Origin of the sequence: Microbacterium elymi (assembly GCF_021582895.2) — a bacterium.
Classification (GTDB): Bacteria; Actinomycetota; Actinomycetes; order Actinomycetales; family Microbacteriaceae; genus Microbacterium; species Microbacterium humicola.
Genome location: NZ_CP091139.2, coordinates 2790682 through 2813955, shown reverse-complemented (window position 1 = coordinate 2813955; position 23274 = coordinate 2790682). Strand labels below are relative to the sequence as shown.

Below are 23274 nucleotides of genomic sequence, written 5' to 3'. Positions count from 1 at the left end.
GCAGCGCCCGGGCCCCTCAGCCGCCCGTCACCTGCAGCGTCTGGCGGGCGATCTCGAGCTCTTCGTTCGTGGGCACCACGAGGACGGTCACGGCCGAGGCATCCGTCGAGATGATCCGGATGCCGCGGCCCCGCTCCCCGTTGCGCTCGGCGTCGACCTGCACGCCGGCGAACCCGAGCGTGGCCAGCGCGCCGGCGCGCACCTCGGGCGCGTTCTCGCCGACGCCGGCGGTGAATGAGATGACATCGGCGCCGCCCAACTGTGCCAGGTACGCGCCGGCGTAGGTGCGCAAGCCGGTGCACGTACACGTCGAACGCGAGGGCGGATGCCGCATCCCCCGGACGCGACCGGCAAGCACGTCGCGCATGTCTGAGAACCCGCTCAGCCCCTTCAGCCCGCTGCGCTTGTTCAGCAGCTCGTCCAGGCCATCGACATCCAGCTGTGCCCGCCGCGCCAGCTCGGCAGCGCGGCCGGGTCGATGTCGCCGGACCGGGTGCCCATCACCAGCCCCTCCAGCGGGGTGAAGCCCATCGAGGTCTCCACCGAAAGGCCGCCATCGACGGCGGTGACCGACGCACCGTTGCCGAGGTGGAACACGATCTGCTTCAGCGCGCCGAGCGGCCGGCCGAGGAAGGCCGCCGCGGCCTCGCTGACGAACTTGTGCGACGTGCCGTGGAAGCCGTACCGGCGGATGCGGTGGTGTGCGGCCAGCTCGGCGTCGATCGCGTACGTGTAGGCGGGTGCCGGCAGGGTCTGGTGGAAGGCGGTGTCGAACACGGCGACGTGCGGCAGATCCGGGAACGCGCGGCGCGCGGCGACGATGCCGGCGAGATTGGCCGGGTTGTGCAGCGGGCGAGCACGGCCAGTTCTTCGATGTTGATCTCCACCAGCGGCGTGATCAGGGTCGGCTCGAAGAACCGCGCGCCGCCGTGCACCACGCGATGCCCGACGGCGACGGGTCGATTCTGCTCGAGGCTCGGACCGTGGTCGGCGAAGGCATCCAGCATCGCCGCGAAGCCGGCGAAGTGATCGGCGATCGGCAGCGCGCGCTCGTAGGTGGCGTCGAGCATCGTGGGCGCGCCCTCGCCGGGTGCGCCCGGGGCGCCGTGCACGGTGTGCCGGCACTCGCCCATCGACTGGCCGATCCGCTCGACCAGGCCGGTGGCCAGCACGCGCTCGGCGGCCATGTCGAGCAGCTGATACTTGAACGAGCTGGAGCCGCTGTTGACGACCAGGACGATGCTCACGCGGATCCCTCTGTCTGTGCCTGGATGGCGGTGATGGCGATCGTGTTGACGATGTCTTCGACCAGCGCCCCGCGGGACAGGTCGTTGATCGGCTTGTTCAGCCCCTGCAGGACCGGGCCGATCGCGACCGCTCCGGCCGAGCGCTGGACCGCCTTATAGGTGTTGTTGCCGGTGTTCAGGTCGGGGAAGATGAACACCGTGGCCCGGCCCGCGACCAGCGAGTCGGGCATCTTGGCGGCCGCGACGGCGGCATCCGCCGCCGCGTCGTACTGGATCGGGCCCTCCACGGGCAGCTGCGGCGCCCGCTCGCGCACGAGGGACGTGGCCGTGCGGACCTTGACGACGTCCTCCCCGCACCGGATTCGCCGGTCGAGTAGGACAGCATCGCGACCCGCGGCTCGATGCCGAACTGCGTGGCCGTCGCCGCCGACGAGATGGCGATGTCGGCGAGCTGGGTGGCCGTGGGGTCGGGGATGACCGCGCAGTCGCCGTAGACCAGCACCCGATCGGCCAGCGCCATCAGGAACACGCTCGAGACCACCGAGACCCCGGGCGCGGTCTTGATGATCTCGAACGCCGGTCGGATGGTGTGCGCCGTGGTGTGCGCAGCGCCCGAGACCATGCCGTCGGCCAGCCCCAGGTGGACCATCATCGTGCCGAAGTACGACACGTCGGTGACGGTGTCGGCGGCGCGGTCGTACGTCATCCCCTTGTGCGCGCGCAGCCGCTCGTATTCGCGGGCGAACCGGTCGACGTGGACGGCGTCGAACGGGCTGAGCACGGTGGCGGCCGTGATGTCGATGCCCAGTTCGATCGCGCGCCCGCGCACCTCGATCGGCTCACCCAGGATCGTGATGTCGGCGATGCCCCGCGCCAGCACCGTGGCGGCAGCGCGCAGCACGCGGTCGTCGCCGCCCTCGGGCAGGACGATGCGCCGGCGGTCGGAGCGGGCCCGCGCCACCAGCTGGTAGCCGAACATCAGCGGGGTGACGGCGATGGAGCGCGCGAGACCGAGCGCACGGGTGAGCTCGTCGACGTCGACGTGCTGCTCGAACATCGCCAGCGCCGTGTCGTATCGGCGCTGCGAGTCGGCGGCGAGCCGGCCGCGGGTGCGCATGATGCGCAGCGCCGTCTCGTAGGTGCCGAACGCGCTGGTCACGATCGGCAGCGACGAGCCGAGCCCGTCGATCAGCCGGTCGATGGCGTCGGGCAGTTCGAACGGCCCGTTCAGGACGATGCCGGCCAGGGACGGGAACGTGCCGGATGCGTTGGCCAGCAGGGTCGCCAGCAGCACGTCGGTGCGGTCGGCGGCCACGACGATGACCGCACCCTCTTCGAGCCGTGGGAGCACGTTGACCATCGACATCCCCGCGACCACGACGTCGAGCACCTCGCGGGTCAGCAGCGCCTCGTCGCCCTTCAGCAGGGTGGCATCCAGCGAGCGCATCACGCCGCGCATCGAGGGCGCGACCAGGAACCGGTCTTCGGGCAGCGCCCAGACCGGGATGCCGGGGGCCGGTGCGGCCGCCCCCTCGAGCGCGGGCGCGGTCGCGGCGGCGGGCGCGGCACCGCCGGGCGCGGTCGCGGCGCCGCTGCGCACGGCCGATGCCGCGACGGCGGCGCGGACGGCGGCGACCGTCTGGTCGAGGGCTTCGGGATCGGTGCGGTTGGCGATCACCGCGAGCAGCTCGGCGCGGCCGTGCGCGAGCTCGGCGAGCGCGAGCGCCGTGATCTGGCCCATCTGCTGGGGCGTCCGGGCCTGCGTCATGCCCAGATGCTCGCCGAGGTCCTGCTCGACCGGCCGCCCAGCACGAGCAGCACCGGGGCTCCGAGGTTCGCCGCGATGCGGGCGTTGTAGCCGAGCTCGGCGGGGCTGCCGACATCCGTGAAGTCGCTGCCCAGGATGACGACCGCGTCGCACTGCGCCTCGACGGCCTTATAGCGCTCCACGATGACGCCGAGAGCCGCCTCGGGGTCCGCGCGCACGTCGTCGTAGGTGACGCCGATGCACTCGTCGTAGTCGAGGTCGACCCCGTCATGTTCGAGCAGCATCTCGAGCACGTAGTCGCGCTCGAGGGTGGACCGGGCGATCGAGCGGAACACACCCACACGCGGGGTCGCGTGACTTATCGCGTCGAGCACTCCGAGCGCGATCGTGGACTTGCCCGAATGGCCTTCCGCCGACGTGATGAAGATGCTCTGCGCCACGGGTCCAGCCTAGGCATCGCCACGCGCGACGGCGGCGCTTCGCCGAAACGTGGGGATCGTCGCGAGTGCCCACCGGCCGCGCTTCGCCGAAACCGGGGGATCGCCGCGAGACCGGGCACATTCCCCTGGGTCTCACGGAGGATCCCCGGTCTCGACGTTCGACACGGGGGCTGGGCCAGCGGGGCGGCCAGGCGGGCCGGGAAAAGTAAGACTCTCCGCGAACCCGGCAGAGCCTGGTTACCCTTGCTACGTTTCCGTCCTGGGGGAGTTGGCCTGGATGCCGCCTCGCGGAGAGCCTGCCACCAGTCTAACCGGATCTCGCGCCGTGCTCATCCGGGGCATCCAGGTCGAGTCGGCTCGGCTCCTTCCCAGCGACGGGGCCGCCTGGGTCGGGTTACGATCGGAGGACACGGGCGAAGAGGCCCGCCCCCGGACCCGAAGGACTGCCGATGGAGCAGACATCCGCCCCCACCGCGACGGACGCTGTCGCGCCGATGAGCCCGTCCGGATTCGCCGAGGCGACCGGGCGGATCCTCACCGAGGTCTCGCGCGTCATCGACGGCAAGCCCGAGGCTGTGCGCAAGCGCGCTGGTGACGTTGCTGGCCGAGGGCCATCTGCTGATCGAGGACGTCCCGGGTGTGGGCAAGACCATGCTGGCACGGGCCCTGGCCGCGACGGTCGATGCGACCGTGCGCCGCATCCAGTTCACGCCCGATCTGCTGCCCGGCGACGTCACCGGGGTCAGCGTCTTCAACCCGGTCGACCGCGAGTTCGAATTCAAGCCGGGCGCGGTGTTCGCCAACATCGTGATCGCGGACGAGATCAACCGCTCGTCGCCGAAGACCCAGTCGGCCCTCCTCGAGGCGATGGAGGAGGGGCAGGTCACCGTCGATGGCCACACTCATCCGCTCCCGGACCCGTTTCTGGTGGTGGCCACCCAGAATCCGCTCGAGATGGAGGGCACCTACGCCCTGCCTGAGGCGCAGCGCGACCGGTTCATGATGCGTATCTCGATGGGATATCCGGATGCCGTGGCCGAAGCGCAGATGCTGCGCGAACGCGACACCGCGAACCCGTTGGCCGCGATCAGCCCCGTCGTGGACGCGCATCGGGTGCGCGAGCTGATCGCCTGGGCGCGGCGTGTGCACGTCTCCGCGCCGATCGAGCAGTATGCGGTCGCGCTCGCGCACGCGACCCGCACGCATCCCGACCTGCGCCTGGGGGCGAGCCCCCGGGCGACGCTGCAAGCTGGTCCGCGCCGCCAAGGTCTGCGCGGCCCTGGATGCCCGCGCGTTCGTGATCCCCGACGACATCTCGGCCCTGCTCGTACCGGTGTTCGCGCATCGCCTGATCCCGACCCGCGCCACCAACGTGCGCGGCCGCGGCGGCGGCGACACCGTCACCACCATTCTGGAGCGGCTCATCACCACGGTGCCGGTGCCGCTGGCCACCGGGTCGTGAGCCGGCCATGAGGACAGCACCATGAGGCAGTCCTGGCCCCTGACCCTGCGCGGCGCCGCGGCGGGCGTGCTCGCGCTGGCCTTCTTCATCGCGGCCGCCCAGCTGGGCTCGGTGCAGCCTGCTCGGGTTCGGCATCTTCCTGCTGGCGCTGGTGGCGGTCAGCCTGCTCACCCTGCACATCACCCGACGGGATGTCACGGTCGCCCGCTTCTCGTCGCCGGCCGCCGTGCCGGTCGGCGGGACCGCCCACATCACGGTCCATGTCAGCGTGCGCACGGCATTGCCGACCACCCCGGGCACGTGGGAGGACCTCGTCCCGACGGGCCTGCAGGGTCGGTCGGACGGCCGGTTCCCGGCGCTCGGCTCGGGTCTGCGCGGCGGGGAGCGCGCGGTGGACCTCGTCTACGACGTGCAGGCCGTCCAGCGCGGCGTGCACTGGCTCGGCCCGCTCGAGCTGACCGTCCGCGACCCGTTCGGCATCGCCCGCCGGGCGGCCGAGATCGGCGATACGACGCGGCTCATGGTCACGCCGGAGTGCATCGACCTGCCGCCCCTGACCGCGTTCGCCGGCGCCACCGGGGGATGCTGCACGCCACCACGACCCGGCTGGGCCAGGGCACCGACAACCTCGTCGCGCGCCCGTACGAACCGGGCGACTCGATGCGGCGCATCCACTGGCGCGCCACCGCGCACCGCGACTCGCTCATGGTGCGCCAGGAGGAGCAGGAGTCCACCCCCGAGGCGACCGTCGTGCTGGACCGCGCGATCGGCCGGTGGGCGGATGCCGCGACCGCCGCCGGTGAGGACGATCCGTTCGAGGCGGCGGTGACCGCGTGCGTGTCGGCGGTGAACGCGCTGGCCCGCGATGGCTACGCGGTCCAGGTCGTGGACGCGGAGGGCACGCCGCTGTCCGAGATCGTGCCCGGCGGAGACCACACCGCCGTGGCCGTCCTGATCGGCCGATTCGCCACCGTGACCGCACACGGCGACGCCGATCTGATCGGCCTGGCCCGCCTGTGGTCGGGGCTGCAACCGGGCCCCTCGTCGTGGTGTGCGGCCGGCTCACCCCCGCGGATGCCGACGGCCTGGCCGCCCTGCCGGCGCACAGCGCGCACCCGGTGCTGCTGTCGGCGGCCCCCGTCGAGGACGCCCTGGAACGGGCCGTCGCGACCGGCTGGTACGCGGCATCCATCGCCCCCGGCGTCGACCTGCGCGACGCGTGGACGCGCGTCTCGCATGCCGACCTCGTGTCCGCGGAGTTCGTCCATGGCCGCGACTGAGCGCACGCCGCGCCGACGCACCGGCGCGCAGCTCTCGCTGACGATCGGCTCGTGGGTCGCAGTGCTGGCGGCCATGGTGCCGCTGCTGAACGTGATCACCCCCGGCGCCTGGATCGCCGGCGTCGTCGGCGTGACCGCGGCGGTGTTCGCCGCCGGGTTCATCGCGCGCTGGTATCGCCTGCCCGCCGCGATCGTCGCCCTGATCGAGATCGCGGTGTGGATCGCCCTGGTCACCGCCGTCTTCCTGCGCGAGGCGGCCATCGTGTTCGTCATCCCGACGCTGCACGCCTTCCGCCTCGTGCCCGACCTCGTGGGCACCGCGATGTACGAGATCCAGGTGGGCATCGCGCCGATGGCGCCGAGCGAGGCGCTGACCTTCTGCCTGGTCGCCGCCGCCGGGGCGGTGGCGATCGTCGTCGACCACACCGCCATCACGGCACGGATGCCGCTGGCCGCCGCCATCGCGCTGGTGGCCGTCTCGCTCATCCCGTCACTGGCCGTGCCGGCACCATTCGACGTGATCGGCTTTGTGCTGCTGGCCGCCGCGATCCTGTTCCTGCTGCGGGCCGAGACGCGCACCCGCTACCGGCCGCCGCAGGCCGTGCCGTCCGCGCCGAGCAGCACCTCGGCGATCGCGCTGGCGATCGGGCTGGTCGCCGTCCTGGTGGCGGTGGCCGCCACTCCCCTGCTGCCGGAGCCGACGGCCCGGGCGGGTTTCGGTCCTGTCGGCACCACGATCAACGCGAGCCTGGACCTCGGCAAGGACCTGCGCCGGCCCGACCCGGTGACTGTCCTCAGTCTGCGCACGAGCGCGACATCCGCCCCCTACCTGCGGGTCGCGACCCTGTCACGAATGGAGGGCGCCGTCTGGAAGCCGGATGTCTCGTCCTCCGACCCGCTGAACGCGGACGCCACGTTCGACGACGTCTCGGTCAACGACGACATCACCGTGACGAAGCAGACCACGCGCATCCACATCGACCGGCTCACGGCGCGGTACCTGCCGGTCCCGTTCCCGGCGGTGCAGGTCAAGGGCACCCCGAAGGGGTGGGAGGCGATGACGGCCAACCGCACGATCGTCGCCAACGGGGCCACCACCTCGTCCGGTCAGGAATACGAGGTCGTCACCGAGGAGCCCCAGCCGACGCTGGAGCAGATCCGCGCAGCGGCGGCCGGCGGCACGGATGCCGACTACTCGGTGCTGCCGGGGCAGATGCCGTCGATCATCACCGACTCGGCCCTGTCCGTCACCGCCGACGCGACCGACGACTATGACAGGCTCATCGCCCTGCAGAACTGGTTCCGCGGCTCCGAGTTCGAGTACTCGCTGACCGCTCCGGCACAGTCGGGGTTCGACAGCTCCGGGGTCTCGAGCATCGCCGACTTCCTGCGGGAGAAGAGCGGCTACTGCATCCACTTCGCCTCGGCGTTCGCCATCATGGCCCGGGTGCTGGGGATGCCGTCGCGGATCGTCGTCGGATACCTTCCGGGCACCGCCGACACCGCCAGCCTCACCCAGGGCAAGCCCATGGAGTACTACGTGTCCAGCGCGCAGCTGCACGCATGGCCCGAGGTGCACTTCTCCGGCATCGGATGGATCCCGTTCGAGCCGACCAAGAGCCTGGGGTCGCCGACCTCGTTCCTGCCGGCGGCGGCCGGCGGGGCAGCGCGCACGAGCCGGCGGCGCCGTCCAAGACCGCGTCCCCGTCGACGAGCGCGTCCGATCGCCCCGATCCGAACGGGCTTGCGCGCCGACGACGCCAACACCGGCTCGACCACGGCGTCCGGAGCGGATCTGCCTGCCCTGGGCCTCGGCGCCGCCGGCCTCGTCGTGCTGCTGCTGATCCCGTCGCTGCTGGGGCGCTGCGCCGCCGCCGACAGCAGGCGGCCGCGCGCGCCGGCGATGCGCTGGCGGCGTGGGCCTCGATCCGCGACATCGCCATCGACCTCGGCATCCCCGTGCCGGCCACCGAGTCGCCGCGCGCGTTCGGCACACGGCTCGTGCGGGACGAAGGCGCACCGGATGCCGAGACCGCCGCCCTCGTGGGAGCGGTCGAGACGGCCGCCTATGCCCCGCCGCGTGCCGGCACCGGGGAGGACGGCCGCGCGCTCGCGGATCGCGCGGCTGCCGTCCGCACCGCCCTCTATCTCGCCGTTCCGACGGGTCGGCGCGTGCGCGCCCTGCTGTTCCCGCGCTCGCTGGTCGTGCGCCCGGGGAGCGTCTACGCCGGGGCGGGAGCATCCACCCCGACCCGGTAGGATGGTCTGCGGCCCTCCGGGGCCACCCGGAGGATTCGCCTAGTGGCCTATGGCGCACGCTTGGAAAGCGTGTTGGGTGCAAGCCCTCGGGGGTTCGAATCCCCCATCCTCCGCACTGGGATCCCAGTGTTTTCAAGGGATCGCGACTCGATTCAGGTCCCGTGGCACAGTTGATCGGGATTCCGACCTGAGTTCGGCACGCCCGGCGCCCTCCGGTTGCCGGCGCGTGGCGGTCGCACGTGGGCTCCGCACCCCGGCTTGCGCGAGGCCAACCGCCGCCTGACCGGCGAGGCGTGCGCTCAGTCGTCGTCGTCCTCGTTGAGCGCGTCGAACGGCGATTCGACGTCGCCACGCCAGGCCTCGATGCCCTCACGGATGGCGAGGCCGGCGACGACCAACGCCGCGACGGAATCGGCCCACATCCACCCGAGCAGGCTGTTGAGGAGCAGCCCGACGAGCACGGTGCCGGAGAGGTAGATGCAGAGCAGGAGCTGCTTGGCGTCGGCCTGGACGCTCTTAGAGCCGAGTTCGCGCCCGGTGCGGAACTCGAACCAGGCGAGAACGGGCATCACGATCAAACTGAGGGCTGCGATGCCGATACCGAGCGGGCTGTGATCGACGTCCGCAAGCCCGGTCAGGGTGAGGATGGCGTCGACGATGACATAGGCGGCGAGGGCGAAGAACGCGATGCCGACGGCACGGACGGTGGGCTTCTCCCACCGTTCCGGGTCCTTGCGGGTGAACTGCCAGGCAACCGCGGCGGCAGAGAGGACCTCGACCACCGAGTCCAGCCCGAACCCGATGAGCGCCGCGGAAGAGGCCCTCGAACCCGCCCAGATCGCGACGATCGCCTCGATGACGTTGTAGCTGATCGTGAATGCGACGATGAACCGAACCCGACGATGCAGCACCTGGCGGCGCTGCGTGGAGACGGGCGCGCTCATCGGTCGTCTTCCGAGCAGCAACCGTCGACGCTGCAGGCGGGGTCTATGCACGGCGCGTTCTCGTCGACGGCGAGGGTGACCTCGATCAGGCTCCGCAGCGCCTGCGAAAGATGGGGGTCGGCGATCTCGTAGCGCGTCTGGCGCCCCTCGGGCTCGGCAACCACGATGCCGCAGTCGCGGAGGCAGGTGAGATGGTTCGACACGTTCGCCCGAGTGAGCTCCAGCTCGTGCGCCATGACCGTCGGATAGTTCGGACCATCCAACAGCATCATCAGAATCCGGGAACGCGTGGGATCCGCCATGGCACGGCCCAGCCGATTCATCACATCGAGACGGTTCGCAAGAGTCAGCACGCGGCAATAGTACAGCCCTCACTGTACTGTCGTCGACCGCTCGGTGCCGGGCTACCGCTGTTCGCGGCAACCGCCGCTGCATTGACACCTCGGCAGACCTATGGGTTTGTGAACATTCTGGGCGACGGCGATCGGCCAGCCCTGGGCACAGCAACATCCCTCCGGGCTCCCACGGGGCAAGCCAAGTCCGGTGTCACCTACTCGTGCAGCAGTCCCAGCGCAGACCTTCGCGGCTGACCGCCAAGCCAGGGACGCCGAGAAGACAGGTGCGCTGAGCTTCGAGGTCGGCGATGACCTCGTATCTCAGAGGCCGACGCTCAGGTGAGGTGGTCGAACTCGCCGGTCACCCAGCCGATGTGCCGGTCCGCCGAGCGTCGCACGATGCGCCGGGCGTCCGAGGGGATGACGTTGTCGAAGTTCCCGTACAACCGGTCGAAGGCGAAGCGCTCCACGTGCGAGGCGATCCGCTCGACGACCCGGGCGGACAGCGGGATGCGGTTCGGGTAGCTGCGCATGAAGCTGACCGATGTGCGGTCGGGGTTCGCGAAGATCGTGTCGCTGGTCAGAAGCACGCCCTTGCCGGAGGCACCGGCGGCCCAGTGCACGACGGCACTTCCCGGGAAGTGCCCGCCGGGCTGGGTGAGCGTCACTCCGGGAAGGATCTCGACGTCACCCGACCACGTCTGGATGATCGGGTCGGGCCGCGCCACCCACTGCCGGTCCTGTTCGGCGACGAGCACCGGTGCGCCGAGCGCGCGCCCCCACTCGACCTGCACGCCGTACATGTGCGGGTGGCTCGCGACGATCGCCACCACGTCTCCCACCGACGTCACCGCATCCACGCCCGCCTGGTCGATGTAGCCGATCGGATCGAAGAGCAGGCAACCGGCATCCGTGCGCAGCAGCTTGGACTGCTGGCCGATGCCGACGCCGGGGGTGCTGTTCACCGCCCACAGGTCGGGTTCCCGTTCCACCACCTCGATGCGACGGCCGGCCTCCCGCAGGTCGTCGAGGGTCGTCCAGAGCTGTCCCTCGGCCGGCACCCACTGCCGATCGTCGGCGCAGATGGCGCACACCTCGGCACGCTCCGCATGCTCGACGGCGCACGTGGCGCAGATCCAGAATGACACGAGGGACCTCCTCCCGAGGATGTCTGACGAGCATCAGTCAATCACCGACGACATTCCGGTGGTGACGGCCGTCCCGCCCGTGAACAACCGCGTGCTCGAGTCCGCGCCCCGTACCCCGCCGCATCACCGGACGCGCAGGCTGAGCCAGGCTTCCCAGGATGAGCCCCAGAGTGAAGTCGAACCGCTCGTGCACGGTTCCCGACGTGAGTTCGGTCGCGTAGGCGCGGGTGTTCGGGAAGCGGTCCTCGGGCAGGGCGGTGAATCGAGCGATCACGTCGGCACGGTCATCCGCGCCGCCGCGACGCACCCCGGCATCCGCAGCCGTCCCGTGCTCGGCGACAGCGATGTCCATCGTGTAGGCGCCGACGTAGAGGAAGAGCGCGTCGATGGTCCACGCGGCGGTCTGCGCAGGGATGCCGGCGGCGATAAGAATCGCGAGCATGCCCTCGTTCACGCGCAGCACGTCGAGGTCCGTGGCGTCCATCGCCAGCGCTGCGCGCGAGATGCCGGGATACGCCAGGTACTGGTCGCGCAGCTGTGTGCAGACATCCACGATCTGCTCGCGCCACCGCGCTCCGACGGGATCCGGCAGTTCGATTCGGCTGCACAGCCGGCCGATGACGAGTTCGTCGAGATCGGCCTTGTTGACCACGTGCGCATACAGCGACGCCGGCCCGGTCTCGAGCCGTGCGGCGACGCTGCGCATAGTCAGCGCGTCGTACCCCTCCGCCGCGACGATCTCGAGGGCCGCGCTCGTGATCCGGTCGACGGTGATCGGGGCCCTGCCCGTGGCCGGGGCGGGTTCGGCCACCGCGCGCCGGGCAGCCCGGCGCTGCTGAGGAGAAGCCATGCGCCCAGCCTACCTTGACACGAACGCCGTTCGTGGGGTAGAACAGTGTTCGTGATTAACGAACAGCGTTCGCCCCAGACTCTGCGAGGCGCAGCTCCGGCCCTGATCGGCCTGTCTGCCGTCTTCCTCTTCGAGATGCTCGACAACTCGATCCTCAACGTCGCCCTGCCCACCATCGGCCGAGAGCTGCACGCCTCGACGACGGCGCTGCAATGGGTGACCGGCAGCTATGCGGTCGTGTTCGGCGGCCTGATGCTCCTGTTCGGCGCGATGGCCGACCGATTCGGTCGACGACGGATGATGATCGTCGGTCTCGTGCTCCTCGCCGTGGCGAGCCTGGCCACGGCCTTCGTCACGACCGCCGAGCAGCTGATCGTCGTCCGAGCCGCGATGGGAATCGCTGCCGCGATGACCACGCCCGGCTCGATGGCGCTGGCGTTCCGGCTGTTCGATGACGAACCGCAGCGGGTCCGCGCGATCACGCTCATCTCCACCGTCGGCCTCGTCGGCCTCGCCATCGGACCGACTCTGGGCGGCCTCGTGCTGGCCGTCGCCCCCTGGCAGGTGCTGCTGCTGGTCAATGTGCCGATCGCCCTGCTCGCGATCCTCGGCATCCGGACCGGCATCGCCGCGGATGATCCACACGCACTTCACCGGGACCCGATCGACATCCCGGGGGCGATCCTGGCCACCGTGACCATCATCCTCGCCCTCGTCGCGCCGACCTCGTTCATCGATGAGGGCCCCGGTTCGTGGCTCCCCTGGGCGCTCGTGGGTTCGGCGGCGGTCGCGGCGGCACTCTTCGTCCTCCGGGAGCGCTCCGCGCGGCATCCGCTTCTGGATCTGGGCCTGCTCGCCCGCCCGCTCGTCTCCAGCGGGCTCGCGTTCAAGGCTCGAGCCGGGCTCGCGACCGCCGGCCTGAGCTACCTGGTGACACTCCAGCTCCAGCTCGCGTGGGGATGGCCGCCCGCCATGGCCGCCCTCGGCATGCTGCCGCAGGTCGTGGTGCTGCTGGCGCTCAGCCCGTTCGTGGACCCCTTCGTGAAGCGTGTCGGCATCCGCCGCGCCGCGTGGATGAGCGCCGCCGCGGTCGTGGCCGGGCTCGCCGTCTACGCGCTGTTCAACGCCTTCGGGTACGTGTTCATCGCGATCGCACTCGCCCTCGTCGCCGCCGGGCTCCGCGTGGTCGGCGTGGTCGCGGCGGTCAACGTGCTCAACGGGCTGCCCGCCGATCGCACCACCATCGGCGCCGCACTGACCGACACCACCACCGAGGTGGCCAACGGTGTGGGCATCGCCGTCGCGGGGACGATTCTGGCCGCCCTGTTCGCCGGGACCATCACCGCCGCGAACTGGACCGCCGAGCAGACGGCGCAGTTCCAGTCCGCCGCCACCGTCGGCGGGCTCGCCCTCACCGCTGCGGCCGCGGCGCTCGTGGTCTTCGGGTTCGTGCGGTCGGGTCGCGCGGCTCCCGTCACTCCCCGTTGATCCGCGCCAGCTGGGTCCGCCAGTCCGCCGGGACGCGGTCCGCCGGCCCCGGCGAGGCCTGCTCGTCCGGTCGGCTCACCGGCGGCGCGAGCTCGGGCCCCTCGAATCCGCGCTCGGCGACGTAGTCCCAGAACCAGGTCTCCCCCGGCTCGAAGCTGCGGATGTACCGGTGTCCGGTCTCGCGGAAGTGCGCGGTGGCGTGCCGGGCCGGCGACGAGTCGCAGCATCCGATGTGCCCGCAGGTCGCGCAGCGCCGCAGGTGCACCCACCAGCCGCCGGCATCGTCGCACTCGACGCAAGCCGGTGCCCGAAGGCGGCACGTTCGTGTCGATCTCTGATTCCGTCATCGAAACCTCGCAGGTGGAGTGATCTCTGTCTGCACTCTAGGCCGCCCTGAGCCGGCTTTCCAGGCCCGGGCACCTGCACCCGGGACCCGGCGGAGGGTTACGCTTCCAAGATCCCCCCTCAACCCCAAGGAGATTCCATGGGCGAACACGTGACCGAACCGAAGATCGCGCCGACTCTGACGGATGCGCAGTGGGAGCAGTTGTGCGCCGGCACCGAGGCCTACGACATCGCCGACGGCGCGCACGTGTTCCGCACGGGGGATGCCGACTATCCGATGATCCTCATCGAATCCGGCGAGATCGAGATCGTGCGCGATGCCCTGTGGTGGATGGGTGAGGAGCTCATCGCAGTGATGGGTTCGCGGTCGTTCGCCGGCGAGTTGGGGCTGCTCAACGGACAGCGCGCGTTCCTCTCGGCCCGTGCGAGAGGTCCGGCACGCGTGCGGGCGCTGTCGCAGACCGAGCTGCGGCGCAAGATCGCCGAGGACGACGAGCTCGGCGATCTGCTGCACGCCCTGTGGGAGCGACGCGAGTCGCTTGCGCAAGGGTCCGGCGGCCCTCACGCTCAAGTTCGTCGGCCAGGGCACCTCCCGCGAGTTCCTCGCGCTCCGCCGGTTCGCGGAGCGCTTCGACCTCGTCCACTCCGCCGTCGCGCTGACCCCCGACTCGCCCGTCCCAGGCGGCCACGCCTATGCCGAGGAGGACCTGCCGATCGCGTTCATCCAGGGCGAGGCGATCCCGCGCGCGACGCCGGGCTCGGTCGCCGCGAGCCTCGGCCTCAGCTACGAGCCGGGCACCGAGTCGGTCGTCGACCTCGTGGTGGTCGGCGGCGGCCCGGCAGGCCTCGCCGCCGCGATCTACGGCGCTTCCGAGGGACTCAGCGTCGTGCTGCTGGAGGCCGTGGCCCCCGGTGGCCAGGCGGCGTCCACCTCGCGCATCGAGAACTTCCTCGGCTTCCCGTTCGGCGTGAGCGGTGGCGCTCTCATCGGCCAGGCGACCCTCCAGGCCATCAAGTTCGGGGTGCGCGTGTGCGCGCCCTGCGAAGCGGTGGGACTGCGAGCCGGTCGACGACGGACTGGATGTCGCCCTCGCCGACGGACGCGTCATCCGGGCGCGTTCGGTGATCGTGACCTCGGGGGCCGCCTATCGGACGCTGCACCTCGACCGCTGGGAGGACTTCGAGCGCTCCGGCATCTACTACGCGGCCACGCCGCTCGAGCTCAAGCAGGTCCACGGCTCGCCCGTGGTGGTCGTGGGCGGCGCGAACTCGGCAGGTCAGGCGGCCCTGTATCTCGCCTCCCACGGATGCCCCGTGCACCTGGTCGTCCGCGGCGCCGAGCTCGGCTCGCGCATGTCGTCGTACCTCGTCGACCGCATCACGGACGACCGCCGCATTCGGCTCGCACACCGGGTCGAACGTCGTGCGACTGGACGGCAACGGCTCGCTGCAGACCGTGGGCATCGACTCCGCGGGGGATGTCGAGGCCAAGGGGCTCTTCTGCTTCATCGGCGCCGACCCGGCGGCCGGCTGGCTCCCGATCGACCGGGACGAGACCGGCTTCATCCGCACCGGCACCGACGTCACCACGCAGACGCTGGACCACTGGCAGTCGATGGGCCGCGAGCCGCTGCCGTTCGAGACGTCGATCCCGCGCGTCTTCGCCGCCGGCGACGTGCGCCGCGGCTCGATGAAGCGCGTCGCCGCCGCCGTGGGTGAGGGATCGAGCGCGGTGGCGTCCGTGCACCGCGCTCTGGCGTTCTGACCGCCGAGACCGATCGGGCAGGCCGGGCTACGACGACGCCGGCAGGATGAGCCCGTCCAGCAGCACCTGCGTCATCCGCCGCGACGCACCGTCGCCGGCGCCGCCGGGCTGGGTGTCGGCGAGCCGGCTCAGGGCGTGGATGAGGTCTTCGGCGCGGATGTCGTCCCGAATGGTCCCGTTCGCGGCGCCGGCATCCAGGATCCTCTGGACGCGTGGTGCGAGCGAGCCGAGGAACTGCGCGGGCAGCGGACGGTACGCCGGATCGCCGGAGTGGAGGGCGGCGGCGAACCCGCGCTTGGTCGCGACGAACCGCGCCAGACTCTCGGACCAGCGGCGCAGGGCGTCGGCGGGCGGGTACGCGGCGGCGAGGCGATCGGCCTCGGCGGCCGTGGCATCCAACTCCCGACGGAACACCGCGATGATCAGGTCCGAGCGCTGCGGATAGCTGCGGTAGACCGTACCGACCCCGACGCCCGCGCGAGCCGCGATGTCGCGCATGGGTGCGTCGACGCCGGACTCGGCGAATGCCGCCTTGGCCGCCTCGAGCACGGCCTCGGCGTTGCGGACGGCATCCGCCCGTGTGCGGCGCGGAGTCACTGCGGGCGACTCCGGTGCGCTCATTCGACGATCTCCCCGCGTGACAAACGGAACAATGTTCCGTATAGTTGCGGACGACTGTTCCGCTTACGACGAGCATACCCGCTCGACCCCGAGAACCGTCGACTCTGGAGGAACCCATGCACTACCGTCCGCTCGGCCGCACCGGCATCCGCGTCTCGCCCTTCGCGCTCGGCGCGATGATGTTCAGCCGACTCGGCAACGGCGATCAGAACGAGGTGGACGCGATGGTGGCCCGCGCCCTCGACGCCGGCATCAACTTCGTCGACACCGCCGACGCCTACGGCGATTCCGAGGAGATGCTCGGTTGCGCCCTGAAGGGGCGCCGCGACGACGTCGTCCTCGCCTCGAAGTTCGCCCGCCCCATCGGCGACGACCCGAACCACCTCGGCGGATCGCGTCGCTGGATCATGACGGCGGTCGAGAACTCGCTCCGGCGGCTGCAGACCGACCACCTCGACCTGTACCAGATGCACCGGCCCGACCCGCAGACCGACATCGAAGAGACGCTCTCCGCGCTCACCGATCTCGTGCGCAAGCGGCAAGGTGCGGGCGATCGGGACCTCCGACATGCCCGCATCGGACATCGTCGAGGCGCAATGGGTCGCCGAGCGCCGCGGTCTCGAGCCGTTCCGCACCGAGCAGCCGCACTACTCGCTGCTGGACCGCACGATCGAGCGGGAGGTGCTGCCGGTCGCCCAGCGCTACGGCATGGGCACGGTGATCTGGAGTCCCCTTGCCAGCGGCATGCTCACCGGGCGTGTCCGGCGCGGGCAGGAGACAGACCTGCGACGCACGCGACTGTTCGCGGCGCTGCGCGACGAACGGCGGATCGACGCGGTCGAGGAGTTCATCCCGCTGGCCGCAGAAGCCGGGATGCCGCTGACGCACATGGCGCTCGCCTTCGTGATCGCACACCCCGGCGTCAGCGCCGCCCTCATCGGCCCGCGCACGATGGAACAGCTCGACGATCTGCTGGCCGCCGCCGACGTGGAGCTCTCGGACGAGCTGATGGACCGGATCGACGCGATCGTTCCGCCCGGGACGGGCATCGGCCGCATGGATCAGGAGTACAACACGCCGCCGATCGAGGAGGCGTCCCTGCGCCGCCGTCCCGCGCACGAGCGTTCCGCGGCGTAGCGGGCCCGGACCGGTGCCGGGCCGCGGTCAGTCGCGGACCGCGTCGGCGATGGGGACGTCGCCCGAGTTGAACGCGATGGTGCGGCCGATGGTGGCATCGTCGGCCAGGACCGCGTCGATCACCGCCGCGACATCCGCCCGCGACACCGAACCGGATGCCTCGGCCCGCGCGTCGATGCGGCCGGTCGGCTCATCGAGGGTCAGCGAGCTGGGCGCGACGATCGTCCAGTCCAGCGTGGTGTGCTGCAGATGCGCATCCGCCGCGGCCTTGGCCTCGGCATAGGCGAAGAACGAGCTGTCCGGCGGCACGCCGTGGTCGGTGCGCGCGCCGAAATACGACACCATGACGTAGCGCCGCACGTCGGCGGCGACCGCCGCATCCATCGACCGGATCGCCGCGTCCTGGTCGACGGCCCGGGTGCGGGCCGGGTCGCCGCCGCCGGCACCGGCCGACCAGACGACCGCATCGTTGCCCGCGATGAGGTTCTCGAGCTGGTCGGCGTCGAACTGCTCGACGTCCGCCACGACCGGCTGCGCGCCGGTGGCCTCCACCTCGGCACCGTGCTCGGGGTTGCGGATCACCGCGGTGACAGTGTCGCCGCGCGCGACCAGCAGCGGTTCGAGCCGCAGTGCGATCTTGCCGTGCCCGCCGATGATGAGGATTCTTCTGGCCATGAGGAGCTCCTTCCGTCTGTGTTCGAGGCTACGCGGCCGCGGCGACATGCGGTGTGGGCGGCCGCATCCGGGGCGGACTATCCCTGCGCGTCGGCCTTGCGACCGCCGGCCTCGAGCACGTCGCCGGTCGGCAGCTCCTTGTGTCCGCCGAACTGCAGCCGCATCGCGGACAGCAGCTGGTTGGCGTACTGGTCCTCGTCGCGCGACGCGAACCGCTCGAACAGCGCCGAGGCCAGCACGGGGGCCGGGACGCCGACGTCCACCGCGGCCTTCACAGTCCACCGGCCCTCGCCGGAGTCCGAGACGCGGCCGGCCAGGCCGTGCAGGTCGTGGTTCTCCTCCAGCGCGGCCGCGGTCAGGTCCAGCAGCCAGGACGAGATCACCGAGCCGCGCCGCCAGAGCTCGGCGACCTTCGGGGTGTCGATCGTGAACTTGTAGAACTCGGGCTCCTCCATCGGCGCGATCTCGGCCGAGTGCTCGGCCTCGCGGGTGCCGGCATCCGCGTTCTGCAGGATGTTCAGCCCCTCGGCGAGCGCCGCCATGATCCCGTATTCGATGCCGTTGTGCACCATCTTCACGAAGTGGCCCGCCCCACTCGGTCCGCAGTGCAGATAGCCCTGCTCTTCGGGGGCCGGGTCGCCGCTGCGGCCCGGCGTGCGTGCGATCTCGCCGAGGCCGGGGGCGATCGTGCGGAAGATCGGCTCGAGACGCCGGACCGCGGCATCCGGCCCGCCGATCATCAGGCAGTAGCCCCGCTCCAGGCCGAACACCCCGCCGCTGGTGCCGGCGTCGATGTAGTCGATGCCGCTCTCGCTCAGCTTCGCGGCGCGGCGCACGTCGTCGCGGTAGTTGGAGTTGCCGCCGTCGATGATCACATCGCCGGGTTCGAAGACCGCGGCGAGCTCGTCCACCACCCGCCCGGTGATCGAGGCCGGCACCATGACCCAGGTGGCGCGCGGCGTCTGCAGCTTCGCGGCGAGCTCCTCGAGGCTGGCGGCTCCGGTCGCACCCTCGGCGACGAGGCTTGCCACAGCATCCGCGTTGGTGTCGAAGACGACGCACTCGTGCCCGTCGAGCATCAGCCGGCGCACGATGTTCGCGCCCATCCGGCCCAGTCCGATCATTCCCAGCTGCATGTCATGTCCTCCCTCTCGGGCGCGGCGCGCCACCCTTCGGCAGTCTATGACCGCGCGGTTTGGACGGCAGGGGTGCGGTGGCGGACGGCGCCACCGGAACTCACACGTCGTTCCCAGCCTTTCGGGACCAGAACCGGGCCCGCGTGCGTTGTGCATGATGACGGCGCAAGCCAGCGGCGTCACCGAGGAGGAATCATGACCGACCACCGCAAGACACCAGAGGCGCTCGCAGGACTCACCGAGGCGCAGTTCCGCGTCACACAGGAGGACGGCACCGAGCCGGCATTCCGCAATGAGTACTGGGACAACCACGACCCGGGCATCTACGTCGACGTCGTGTCGGGGCAGCCGCTGTTCTCGTCCCTGGACAAGTTCGACAGCGGCACCGGATGGCCCAGCTTCACCCGGCCGATCGATCCGGAAGCCGTGACCACGAAGACCGACCGCACGCTGTGGATGTCCCGCACCGAGGTCCGCTCGAGCGGAGCCGACAGTCATCTGGGCCATCTCTTCGACGATGGCCCTCGGGATGCCGGGGGCCTGAGATACTGCATGAACTCGGCCTCTCTGCGGTTCGTTCCCGCGGCCGAGCTCGACCAGAACGGCTATGGCGAGTTCCGTGAGCTGTTCGGCGACCAGGACGAGGACACGAAGGAGACCGCATCATGATCGATGACGGACACGTCACCCAGACCCCGGGCCGCGAGACCGCGGTCCTCGCGGGCGGGTGCTTCTGGGGCATGGAGGATCTCATCCGCCGCCAGCCCGGCGTGGTGCACACCCGGGTCGGGTATACCGGCGGGCAGAACGACCACCCGACGTACGGCCATCACCCCGGCCACGCGGAGGCGGTGGAGATCGTCTTCGACCCGGAGGTGACGACGTACCGCGACATCCTCGCGTTCTTCTTCCAGATCCACGATCCGAGCACGAAGGACCGGCAGGGCAACGACGTCGGCACGAGCTATCGTTCGGCGATCTTCCCGCTCAGTCCCGAGCAGGAGCGCGTCGCGCGGGACACGATCGCGGACGTGGATGCCTCGGGTCTGTGGCCCGGCAAGGCGGTCACCACGATCGAGCCTGCCGGCCCGTTCTGGGAGGCCGAGCCGGAGCACCAGGACTATCTGATCCGCTACCCCAACGGCTACACCTGCCACTTCCCGCGGGCGGGCTGGGTGCTGCCGAAGCGGGAGGAGACGGCCTCGGCCTGACCGGCGCAGGAGGCGACGCGGGTCGCGGCGATGTCATCGTCGCGACCCGCGCGCCGTCTCAGCGCTCGCCGACGAGTCCGACTCCGAGCCACCGCGCGAGCTCGTCGATCTCGGCCCGGATCATGTCGTCCTCTTCCGGTTCGAACGGCAGGAAGTCGTGGATCGCGTTGACCCGGAGCACCTCATTCTTGCGGTCCAGCTCGGCGTCGAGCATCCCCACGAACCGGTCGCCCATCAGGATCGGGTGCGCGAAGTAGCCGTATCTGCGCTGGGACTTGGGCTTGAACTGCTCGAGCACGTAGTCGAACTCGAACACCTCGCTGATTCGGGGGCGGTCCATCAGCATCCCGTCGTACGGGTTCAGGAACGCGACGCGGCCGTCGACCTCGTCGTCGACGCGGGCGAGGGCCTCGGGGTCGACCCGCCACTTCCACTTCGAGCCCTCGACGCGGGCCGGCTCTCCGGCGTCTCTGACGCAGGTCCACGGCGAGTTCTGCTTCGCGATGCCGGCGGCCTGCAGGCGGCGCTCGGCCAGCATCCGCTCGGCCTCCTCGTCCGAGTACTCGGGCATGCCCGCCGGGAAGACTCGCTCCGCGACATCCCACACCCGGCGCCTGCCGGCGCTGCGCGCGGTCACGGCGACCACGCCCTGCCGGGCCAGCGCCTCGAGCATCCGCGGCACCTGGTTCGGGCCGTACCAGCCGTCGGCGGAGTCCCGGGCCACCGCCGCGGTGTCGGGGATCTGCTCGGCCAGCAGCGGCCCTTCGGCGCGCAGCCGCGCGATCACGTCCCTGCGGAACGCATCGTTGGCCTCGAGCCATTGCCGGGTGCTCTCGTGGCGCGGCCACCGCCGCATCCCGGGGAGCATCAGGGGCAGCATGCTGACCGGCTGGAACCGGCCGTCCAGTTCGAACAGGAGGCGGTCGATCTCCACCGCCTTCTGCAGGCTGCACCGGCTCGTACGACCAGCCGATCCGCGTCCACAGCGTCGTCTGCTCGCACGGGGCGATCACCGCGGTGGGATCGATCTTGATGGCACCGAGCTGCTCGGCCACCTCGACGACGTCGCCGGGGCGGTCGGCGTCCAGCAGCTGCGCGCGCACGGCGATCCGGCGTGCCTGGTCTCGGGTCAGCTCATGAACCACGTCATCGACCGTAGCGGCGGGCGCCGACGTCCGGTAGGGATGACGATGCCCGATTATCGAGCGAGGGCGGCTGCGGCATCCAGTCCGGTGCCGGACAGGCGCTGAGTGGTCCACTCGTCCATCGGCTCGGCGCCCAGCGCCCGGTAGAACGCGATCGACGGTTCGTTCCAGTCGAGCACGGTCCACTCCAGGCGCGAATATCCGCGTCGCACGCACAGGTCGGCCAGGGCGGCGATCAGCGCCGTGCCGTAGCCGCGACCGCGCTCGGACTCGTGCACGAACAGGTCCTCCAGCCAGATGCCGTGCCGCCCGGTCCAGGTGGAGTAGGTGAGGAACCACAGCGCGATGCCGATGATCTCGCCGTCACGCTTGACCACGTGCGCGTAGGCGTGCGGGTCGGCGCCGAACAGCGTCTCGGCGAGCATCCCGGCCGTGTTCTGCACCGCGTCCGGCTCGCGCTCGTAGACGGCGAGGGCCTGGATGCCGGCGAGGATGCCGGGTTCGTCGCCCGGACGTGCGGGGCGCAGAACGGCGCCGTCCGGCAGGGGGCGGGAGGGCGCGTCGGCGACTCGGTCGGAGGCTCGGTCGGAGATCGGGGCGGAGGTCGGGGCGGAGGTCGAGGCGGAGCTGACGTCGGAGGCTCGGTCGAAGCTGGGGTCGGAGGTCGGGGCGGAGCTGACGTCGGAGGCTCGGTCGAAGCTGGGGTCGGAGATCGGGGCGGAGGCTGCGGGCATGGGCACCAGCGTACGGGTGGTGGGTCGTGGGCCGGCGTCGTGGAGCGGCGTCGTGGGGTGGTGTTGTGGGGTGGTGTCGTGGGCCGGTGGATGCGTGGAGTGGTCGGGGCAGCGTCGTTCGGGGCGGTGGGTCGTCGGCCACGTCAGCCGTGTTCGAGGCAGCCGCTCGGTCCACCGCCACATCCGCTCGGCCTCCACGGGATCGATCAGCCGGCGGCGCGGGCGCAGGCGCCGCGGCTCCCCCGCGAGCTGGAGGAACCCGCGCGGACCGACGTAGACCGGCGGTGTGGAGGACGCGGCATCCATCGCCATCAGCGCAAGCCCGGGCGGCGCGTTCGGGCGGATTCCCGAGCCGGCGGACCGCGAACTCGACCAGGCGCGGCGGCAGTCGGTCGCGCACGATCGGGGCGATCCCGGTGCCGGGCGCGATGCCCGGGTGGCACAGCGCGACGGTCAGGTCCGGCTCGCGGGCCGCCAGCGCGGTCGCGAAGAGGGCGAGGGCGAGCTTGGAGCGGCCGTACGCGCGCAGAGCGCGGTAGCGGCGGGTGGTCTGCGGGTCAGACCAGTCGATGCGGGACAGGCCGGCGGCAAGACTCAGCTGGACCACCACGCGCGTGCGCGAGGCGCGCAGCAGGGGCAGGATGCCGCGGATCAGCGCGACGTGCCCGAGCAGATTCGTCTGCAGGTGCAGTTCGTGGCCGTCCTCGGTGAGGTGGCGCTCGCGATCGCCGAGCAGGACCGTTCCGGCGTTCAGCACTGCGACGTCGATCCGTGGCTCATTCGCACGCAGGTGCGCGGCGAGCGCGTCGACGGTGCCCAGCCGGGCGAGATCGAGGTCGAGGAGTACCGGCTCGGCGGTGCCGGTCGCTCCGGTGGCTGCCCGCTGCTCGGCGCGGATGGCGGCGACGGCCTGCTCGGCCTTGATCGCGGCAGCCTGCTGCTCGGCCTTGATCGCGGCAGCCTGCTGCTCGGCCTTGATCGCGGCAGCCTGCTGCTCGGCCTTGATCGCCGCGACGGCCTGCTCGGCCTTGGGCCGATTGCGCACGGGCATCAGCACTCGCACGCCACGGAAGGCCAGCGCACGGGTGATCTCCCGACCGACACCGCCACCCGCCCCGGTGACGAGGGCGGTGGCGTGCTGCGGGGTGTGCTCGGGCGAGTGCGGTGGGCAGGGGTGCACGAGAACCGACTATGGCACGGCAGTCGGCGGCCGCCACGGCACGGCGTTTCCTCCCCAGCCGGCGGATCCGCTGCGAATCGGACCGGTTCTCCACAGATTTTCGA

16 protein-coding genes, 1 tRNA gene, 1 other RNA gene and 10 pseudogenes are annotated in these 23274 nt (G+C 71.1%); 13 read left to right on the top strand and 15 right to left on the bottom strand.

Annotation, left to right across the window (positions count from 1 at the left end; translation table 11 throughout):
* Nucleotides 1-16: 16 nt before the first annotated feature.
* From L2X98_RS15360 to ffs, 4 genes and pseudogenes are all read right to left on the bottom strand, one after another.
* Nucleotides 17-412: a hypothetical protein gene (locus L2X98_RS15360; protein ID WP_259613352.1), complete on the bottom strand. Its 396-nt coding sequence runs from the start codon at nt 410-412 to the stop codon at nt 17-19.
* Nucleotides 409-1187: pseudogene (locus L2X98_RS15355) on the bottom strand (acetate/propionate family kinase). Before L2X98_RS15355 ends, L2X98_RS15360 begins: the two are co-directional and overlap by 4 nt.
* Before the next feature lie 56 nt (nt 1188-1243).
* A pseudogene (pta, locus tag L2X98_RS15350) lies at nt 1244-3455 on the bottom strand (phosphate acetyltransferase).
* Between the two features lie 203 nt (nt 3456-3658).
* An RNA gene (gene ffs, locus L2X98_RS15345) (signal recognition particle sRNA small type) lies at nt 3659-3755 on the bottom strand.
* A 194-nt stretch (nt 3756-3949) separates the two neighbouring features.
* Between ffs and L2X98_RS15340 the strand changes: the two are divergent.
* From L2X98_RS15340 to L2X98_RS15320, 5 genes and pseudogenes are all read left to right on the top strand, one after another.
* Nucleotides 3950-4917: pseudogene (locus L2X98_RS15340) on the top strand (AAA family ATPase).
* Nucleotides 4918-4938: 21 nt separating this feature from the next.
* A pseudogene (locus L2X98_RS21655) lies at nt 4939-5628 on the top strand (DUF58 domain-containing protein); the annotation flags it as partial.
* Between the two features lie 305 nt (nt 5629-5933).
* Nucleotides 5934-6197: a hypothetical protein gene (locus L2X98_RS15330; protein WP_259613419.1), complete on the top strand. Its 264-nt coding sequence runs from the start codon at nt 5934-5936 to the stop codon at nt 6195-6197.
* Nucleotides 6184-8499, top strand: a complete 2316-nt coding sequence (locus tag L2X98_RS15325) for a transglutaminase TgpA family protein (RefSeq protein ID WP_259613351.1) — start codon at nt 6184-6186, stop codon at nt 8497-8499. Before L2X98_RS15330 ends, L2X98_RS15325 begins: the two co-directional genes overlap by 14 nt.
* Nucleotides 8485-8569: transfer RNA gene (locus tag L2X98_RS15320), tRNA-Ser, on the top strand. The genes L2X98_RS15325 and L2X98_RS15320 overlap by 15 nt, the downstream gene beginning before the upstream one ends.
* A gap of 186 nt (nt 8570-8755) precedes the next feature.
* Here the strand turns inward: L2X98_RS15320 and L2X98_RS15315 are convergent.
* The 4 genes from L2X98_RS15315 to L2X98_RS15300 form a co-directional block, all read right to left on the bottom strand.
* Complete coding sequence (locus L2X98_RS15315) at nt 8756-9400, bottom strand: cation efflux transmembrane domain-containing protein (RefSeq protein ID WP_259611499.1); 645 nt, start codon at nt 9398-9400, stop codon at nt 8756-8758.
* Nucleotides 9397-9753 carry a Cd(II)/Pb(II)-sensing metalloregulatory transcriptional regulator CmtR gene (gene cmtR / locus L2X98_RS15310; protein ID WP_259611498.1) on the bottom strand — a complete coding sequence of 119 codons (357 nt, stop codon included), beginning with the start codon at nt 9751-9753 and terminating at the stop codon, nt 9397-9399. Before cmtR ends, L2X98_RS15315 begins: the two co-directional genes overlap by 4 nt.
* Before the next feature lie 317 nt (nt 9754-10070).
* Complete coding sequence (locus tag L2X98_RS15305) at nt 10071-10883, bottom strand: MBL fold metallo-hydrolase (protein ID WP_259611497.1); 813 nt, start codon at nt 10881-10883, stop codon at nt 10071-10073.
* Nucleotides 10884-10920: 37 nt separating this feature from the next.
* Nucleotides 10921-11733, bottom strand: a complete 813-nt coding sequence (locus L2X98_RS15300) for a TetR/AcrR family transcriptional regulator (protein WP_259611496.1) — start codon at nt 11731-11733, stop codon at nt 10921-10923.
* A gap of 135 nt (nt 11734-11868) precedes the next feature.
* On the opposite strand from L2X98_RS15300, the gene L2X98_RS15295 reads away from it, so the two are divergent.
* A complete protein-coding gene (locus L2X98_RS15295) occupies nt 11869-13221 on the top strand; it encodes an MFS transporter (RefSeq protein ID WP_435526211.1) in 1353 nt (450 codons plus the stop codon).
* Here L2X98_RS15295 and L2X98_RS15290 read toward each other — a convergent pair.
* A pseudogene (locus tag L2X98_RS15290) lies at nt 13208-13568 on the bottom strand (UBP-type zinc finger domain-containing protein). The gene L2X98_RS15295 and the pseudogene L2X98_RS15290 sit on opposite strands and share 14 nt — an antisense overlap.
* A gap of 137 nt (nt 13569-13705) precedes the next feature.
* On the opposite strand from L2X98_RS15290, the pseudogene L2X98_RS15285 reads away from it, so the two are divergent.
* From L2X98_RS15285 to L2X98_RS15270, 4 genes and pseudogenes are all read left to right on the top strand, one after another.
* Nucleotides 13706-14041: pseudogene (locus L2X98_RS15285) on the top strand (cyclic nucleotide-binding domain-containing protein); the annotation flags it as partial.
* Nucleotides 13989-14576: pseudogene (locus L2X98_RS21650) on the top strand (FAD-dependent oxidoreductase); the annotation flags it as partial. The pseudogenes L2X98_RS15285 and L2X98_RS21650, both read left to right, overlap by 53 nt.
* Nucleotides 14542-14919 (top strand): annotated as a pseudogene (locus tag L2X98_RS21645) (NAD(P)/FAD-dependent oxidoreductase); the annotation flags it as partial. The pseudogenes L2X98_RS21650 and L2X98_RS21645, both read left to right, overlap by 35 nt.
* A 70-nt stretch (nt 14920-14989) precedes the next feature.
* On the top strand, nt 14990-15331 hold the full coding sequence (locus L2X98_RS15270) for an NAD(P)/FAD-dependent oxidoreductase (RefSeq protein ID WP_259613418.1): 342 nt from the start codon (nt 14990-14992) through the stop codon (nt 15329-15331).
* A 27-nt stretch (nt 15332-15358) separates the two neighbouring features.
* Here L2X98_RS15270 and L2X98_RS15265 read toward each other — a convergent pair whose 3' ends face one another.
* Nucleotides 15359-15952 carry a TetR/AcrR family transcriptional regulator gene (locus tag L2X98_RS15265; RefSeq protein WP_259611494.1) on the bottom strand — a complete coding sequence of 198 codons (594 nt, stop codon included), beginning with the start codon at nt 15950-15952 and terminating at the stop codon, nt 15359-15361.
* Between the two features lie 116 nt (nt 15953-16068).
* Here L2X98_RS15265 and L2X98_RS22460 point away from each other — a divergent pair.
* Nucleotides 16069-17089 (top strand): annotated as a pseudogene (locus tag L2X98_RS22460) (aldo/keto reductase).
* A gap of 27 nt (nt 17090-17116) precedes the next feature.
* Here L2X98_RS22460 and L2X98_RS15255 read toward each other — a convergent pair.
* Both L2X98_RS15255 and gnd read right to left on the bottom strand, forming a co-directional pair.
* Nucleotides 17117-17764 (bottom strand): SDR family oxidoreductase, encoded by a 648-nt coding sequence (locus tag L2X98_RS15255; RefSeq protein WP_259611493.1) that lies wholly within the window; start codon nt 17762-17764, stop codon nt 17117-17119.
* Nucleotides 17765-17841: 77 nt separating this feature from the next.
* Nucleotides 17842-18900: a phosphogluconate dehydrogenase (NAD(+)-dependent, decarboxylating) gene (gene gnd, locus L2X98_RS15250; protein ID WP_259611492.1), complete on the bottom strand. Its 1059-nt coding sequence runs from the start codon at nt 18898-18900 to the stop codon at nt 17842-17844.
* A gap of 192 nt (nt 18901-19092) precedes the next feature.
* Between gnd and msrB the strand changes: the two genes are divergently transcribed.
* Nucleotides 19093-19569 (top strand): peptide-methionine (R)-S-oxide reductase MsrB, encoded by a 477-nt coding sequence (gene msrB, locus L2X98_RS15245; protein WP_259613350.1) that lies wholly within the window; start codon nt 19093-19095, stop codon nt 19567-19569.
* Complete coding sequence (gene msrA / locus L2X98_RS15240; RefSeq protein ID WP_259611491.1) at nt 19566-20111, top strand: peptide-methionine (S)-S-oxide reductase MsrA; 546 nt, start codon at nt 19566-19568, stop codon at nt 20109-20111. Before msrB ends, msrA begins: the two co-directional genes overlap by 4 nt.
* 58 nt (nt 20112-20169) lie before the next feature.
* Here the strand turns inward: msrA and L2X98_RS15235 are convergent, their stop codons facing one another.
* The 3 genes and pseudogenes from L2X98_RS15235 to L2X98_RS21630 all read right to left on the bottom strand — a co-directional run.
* Nucleotides 20170-21045, bottom strand: coding sequence for a DNA glycosylase AlkZ-like family protein (locus L2X98_RS15235; protein WP_259611490.1), 876 nt, complete (start codon nt 21043-21045; stop codon nt 20170-20172).
* A 264-nt stretch (nt 21046-21309) separates the two neighbouring features.
* The gene (locus tag L2X98_RS15230; RefSeq protein WP_259613349.1) at nt 21310-21801 is read right to left on the bottom strand and encodes a GNAT family N-acetyltransferase; all 492 of its coding nucleotides are present in this window, start codon (nt 21799-21801) and stop codon (nt 21310-21312) included.
* Nucleotides 21802-22474: 673 nt separating this feature from the next.
* Nucleotides 22475-23170, bottom strand: a pseudogene (locus L2X98_RS21630) (SDR family NAD(P)-dependent oxidoreductase); the annotation flags it as partial.
* Between the last annotated feature and the right edge of the window lie 104 nt (nt 23171-23274).

Bases quoted from the DNA above. Each gene is read 5' to 3' on its own strand.
- gnd (WP_259611492.1), bottom strand. From the start codon at position 18,900: ATGCAGCTGGGAATGATCGGACTGGGCCGGATGGGCGCGAACATCGTG.
- L2X98_RS15300 (WP_259611496.1), bottom strand. From the start codon at position 11,733: ATGGCTTCTCCTCAGCAGCGCCGGGCTGCCCGGCGCGCGGTGGCCGAA.
- L2X98_RS15255 (WP_259611493.1), bottom strand. From the start codon at position 17,764: ATGGCCAGAAGAATCCTCATCATCGGCGGGCACGGCAAGATCGCACTG.
- L2X98_RS15295 (WP_435526211.1), top strand. From the start codon at position 11,869: ATGCTCGACAACTCGATCCTCAACGTCGCCCTGCCCACCATCGGCCGA.
- msrA (WP_259611491.1), top strand. From the start codon at position 19,566: ATGATCGATGACGGACACGTCACCCAGACCCCGGGCCGCGAGACCGCG.
- L2X98_RS15265 (WP_259611494.1), bottom strand. From the start codon at position 15,952: ATGAGCGCACCGGAGTCGCCCGCAGTGACTCCGCGCCGCACACGGGCG.
- L2X98_RS15315 (WP_259611499.1), bottom strand. From the start codon at position 9,400: ATGAGCGCGCCCGTCTCCACGCAGCGCCGCCAGGTGCTGCATCGTCGG.
- L2X98_RS15325 (WP_259613351.1), top strand. From the start codon at position 6,184: ATGGCCGCGACTGAGCGCACGCCGCGCCGACGCACCGGCGCGCAGCTC.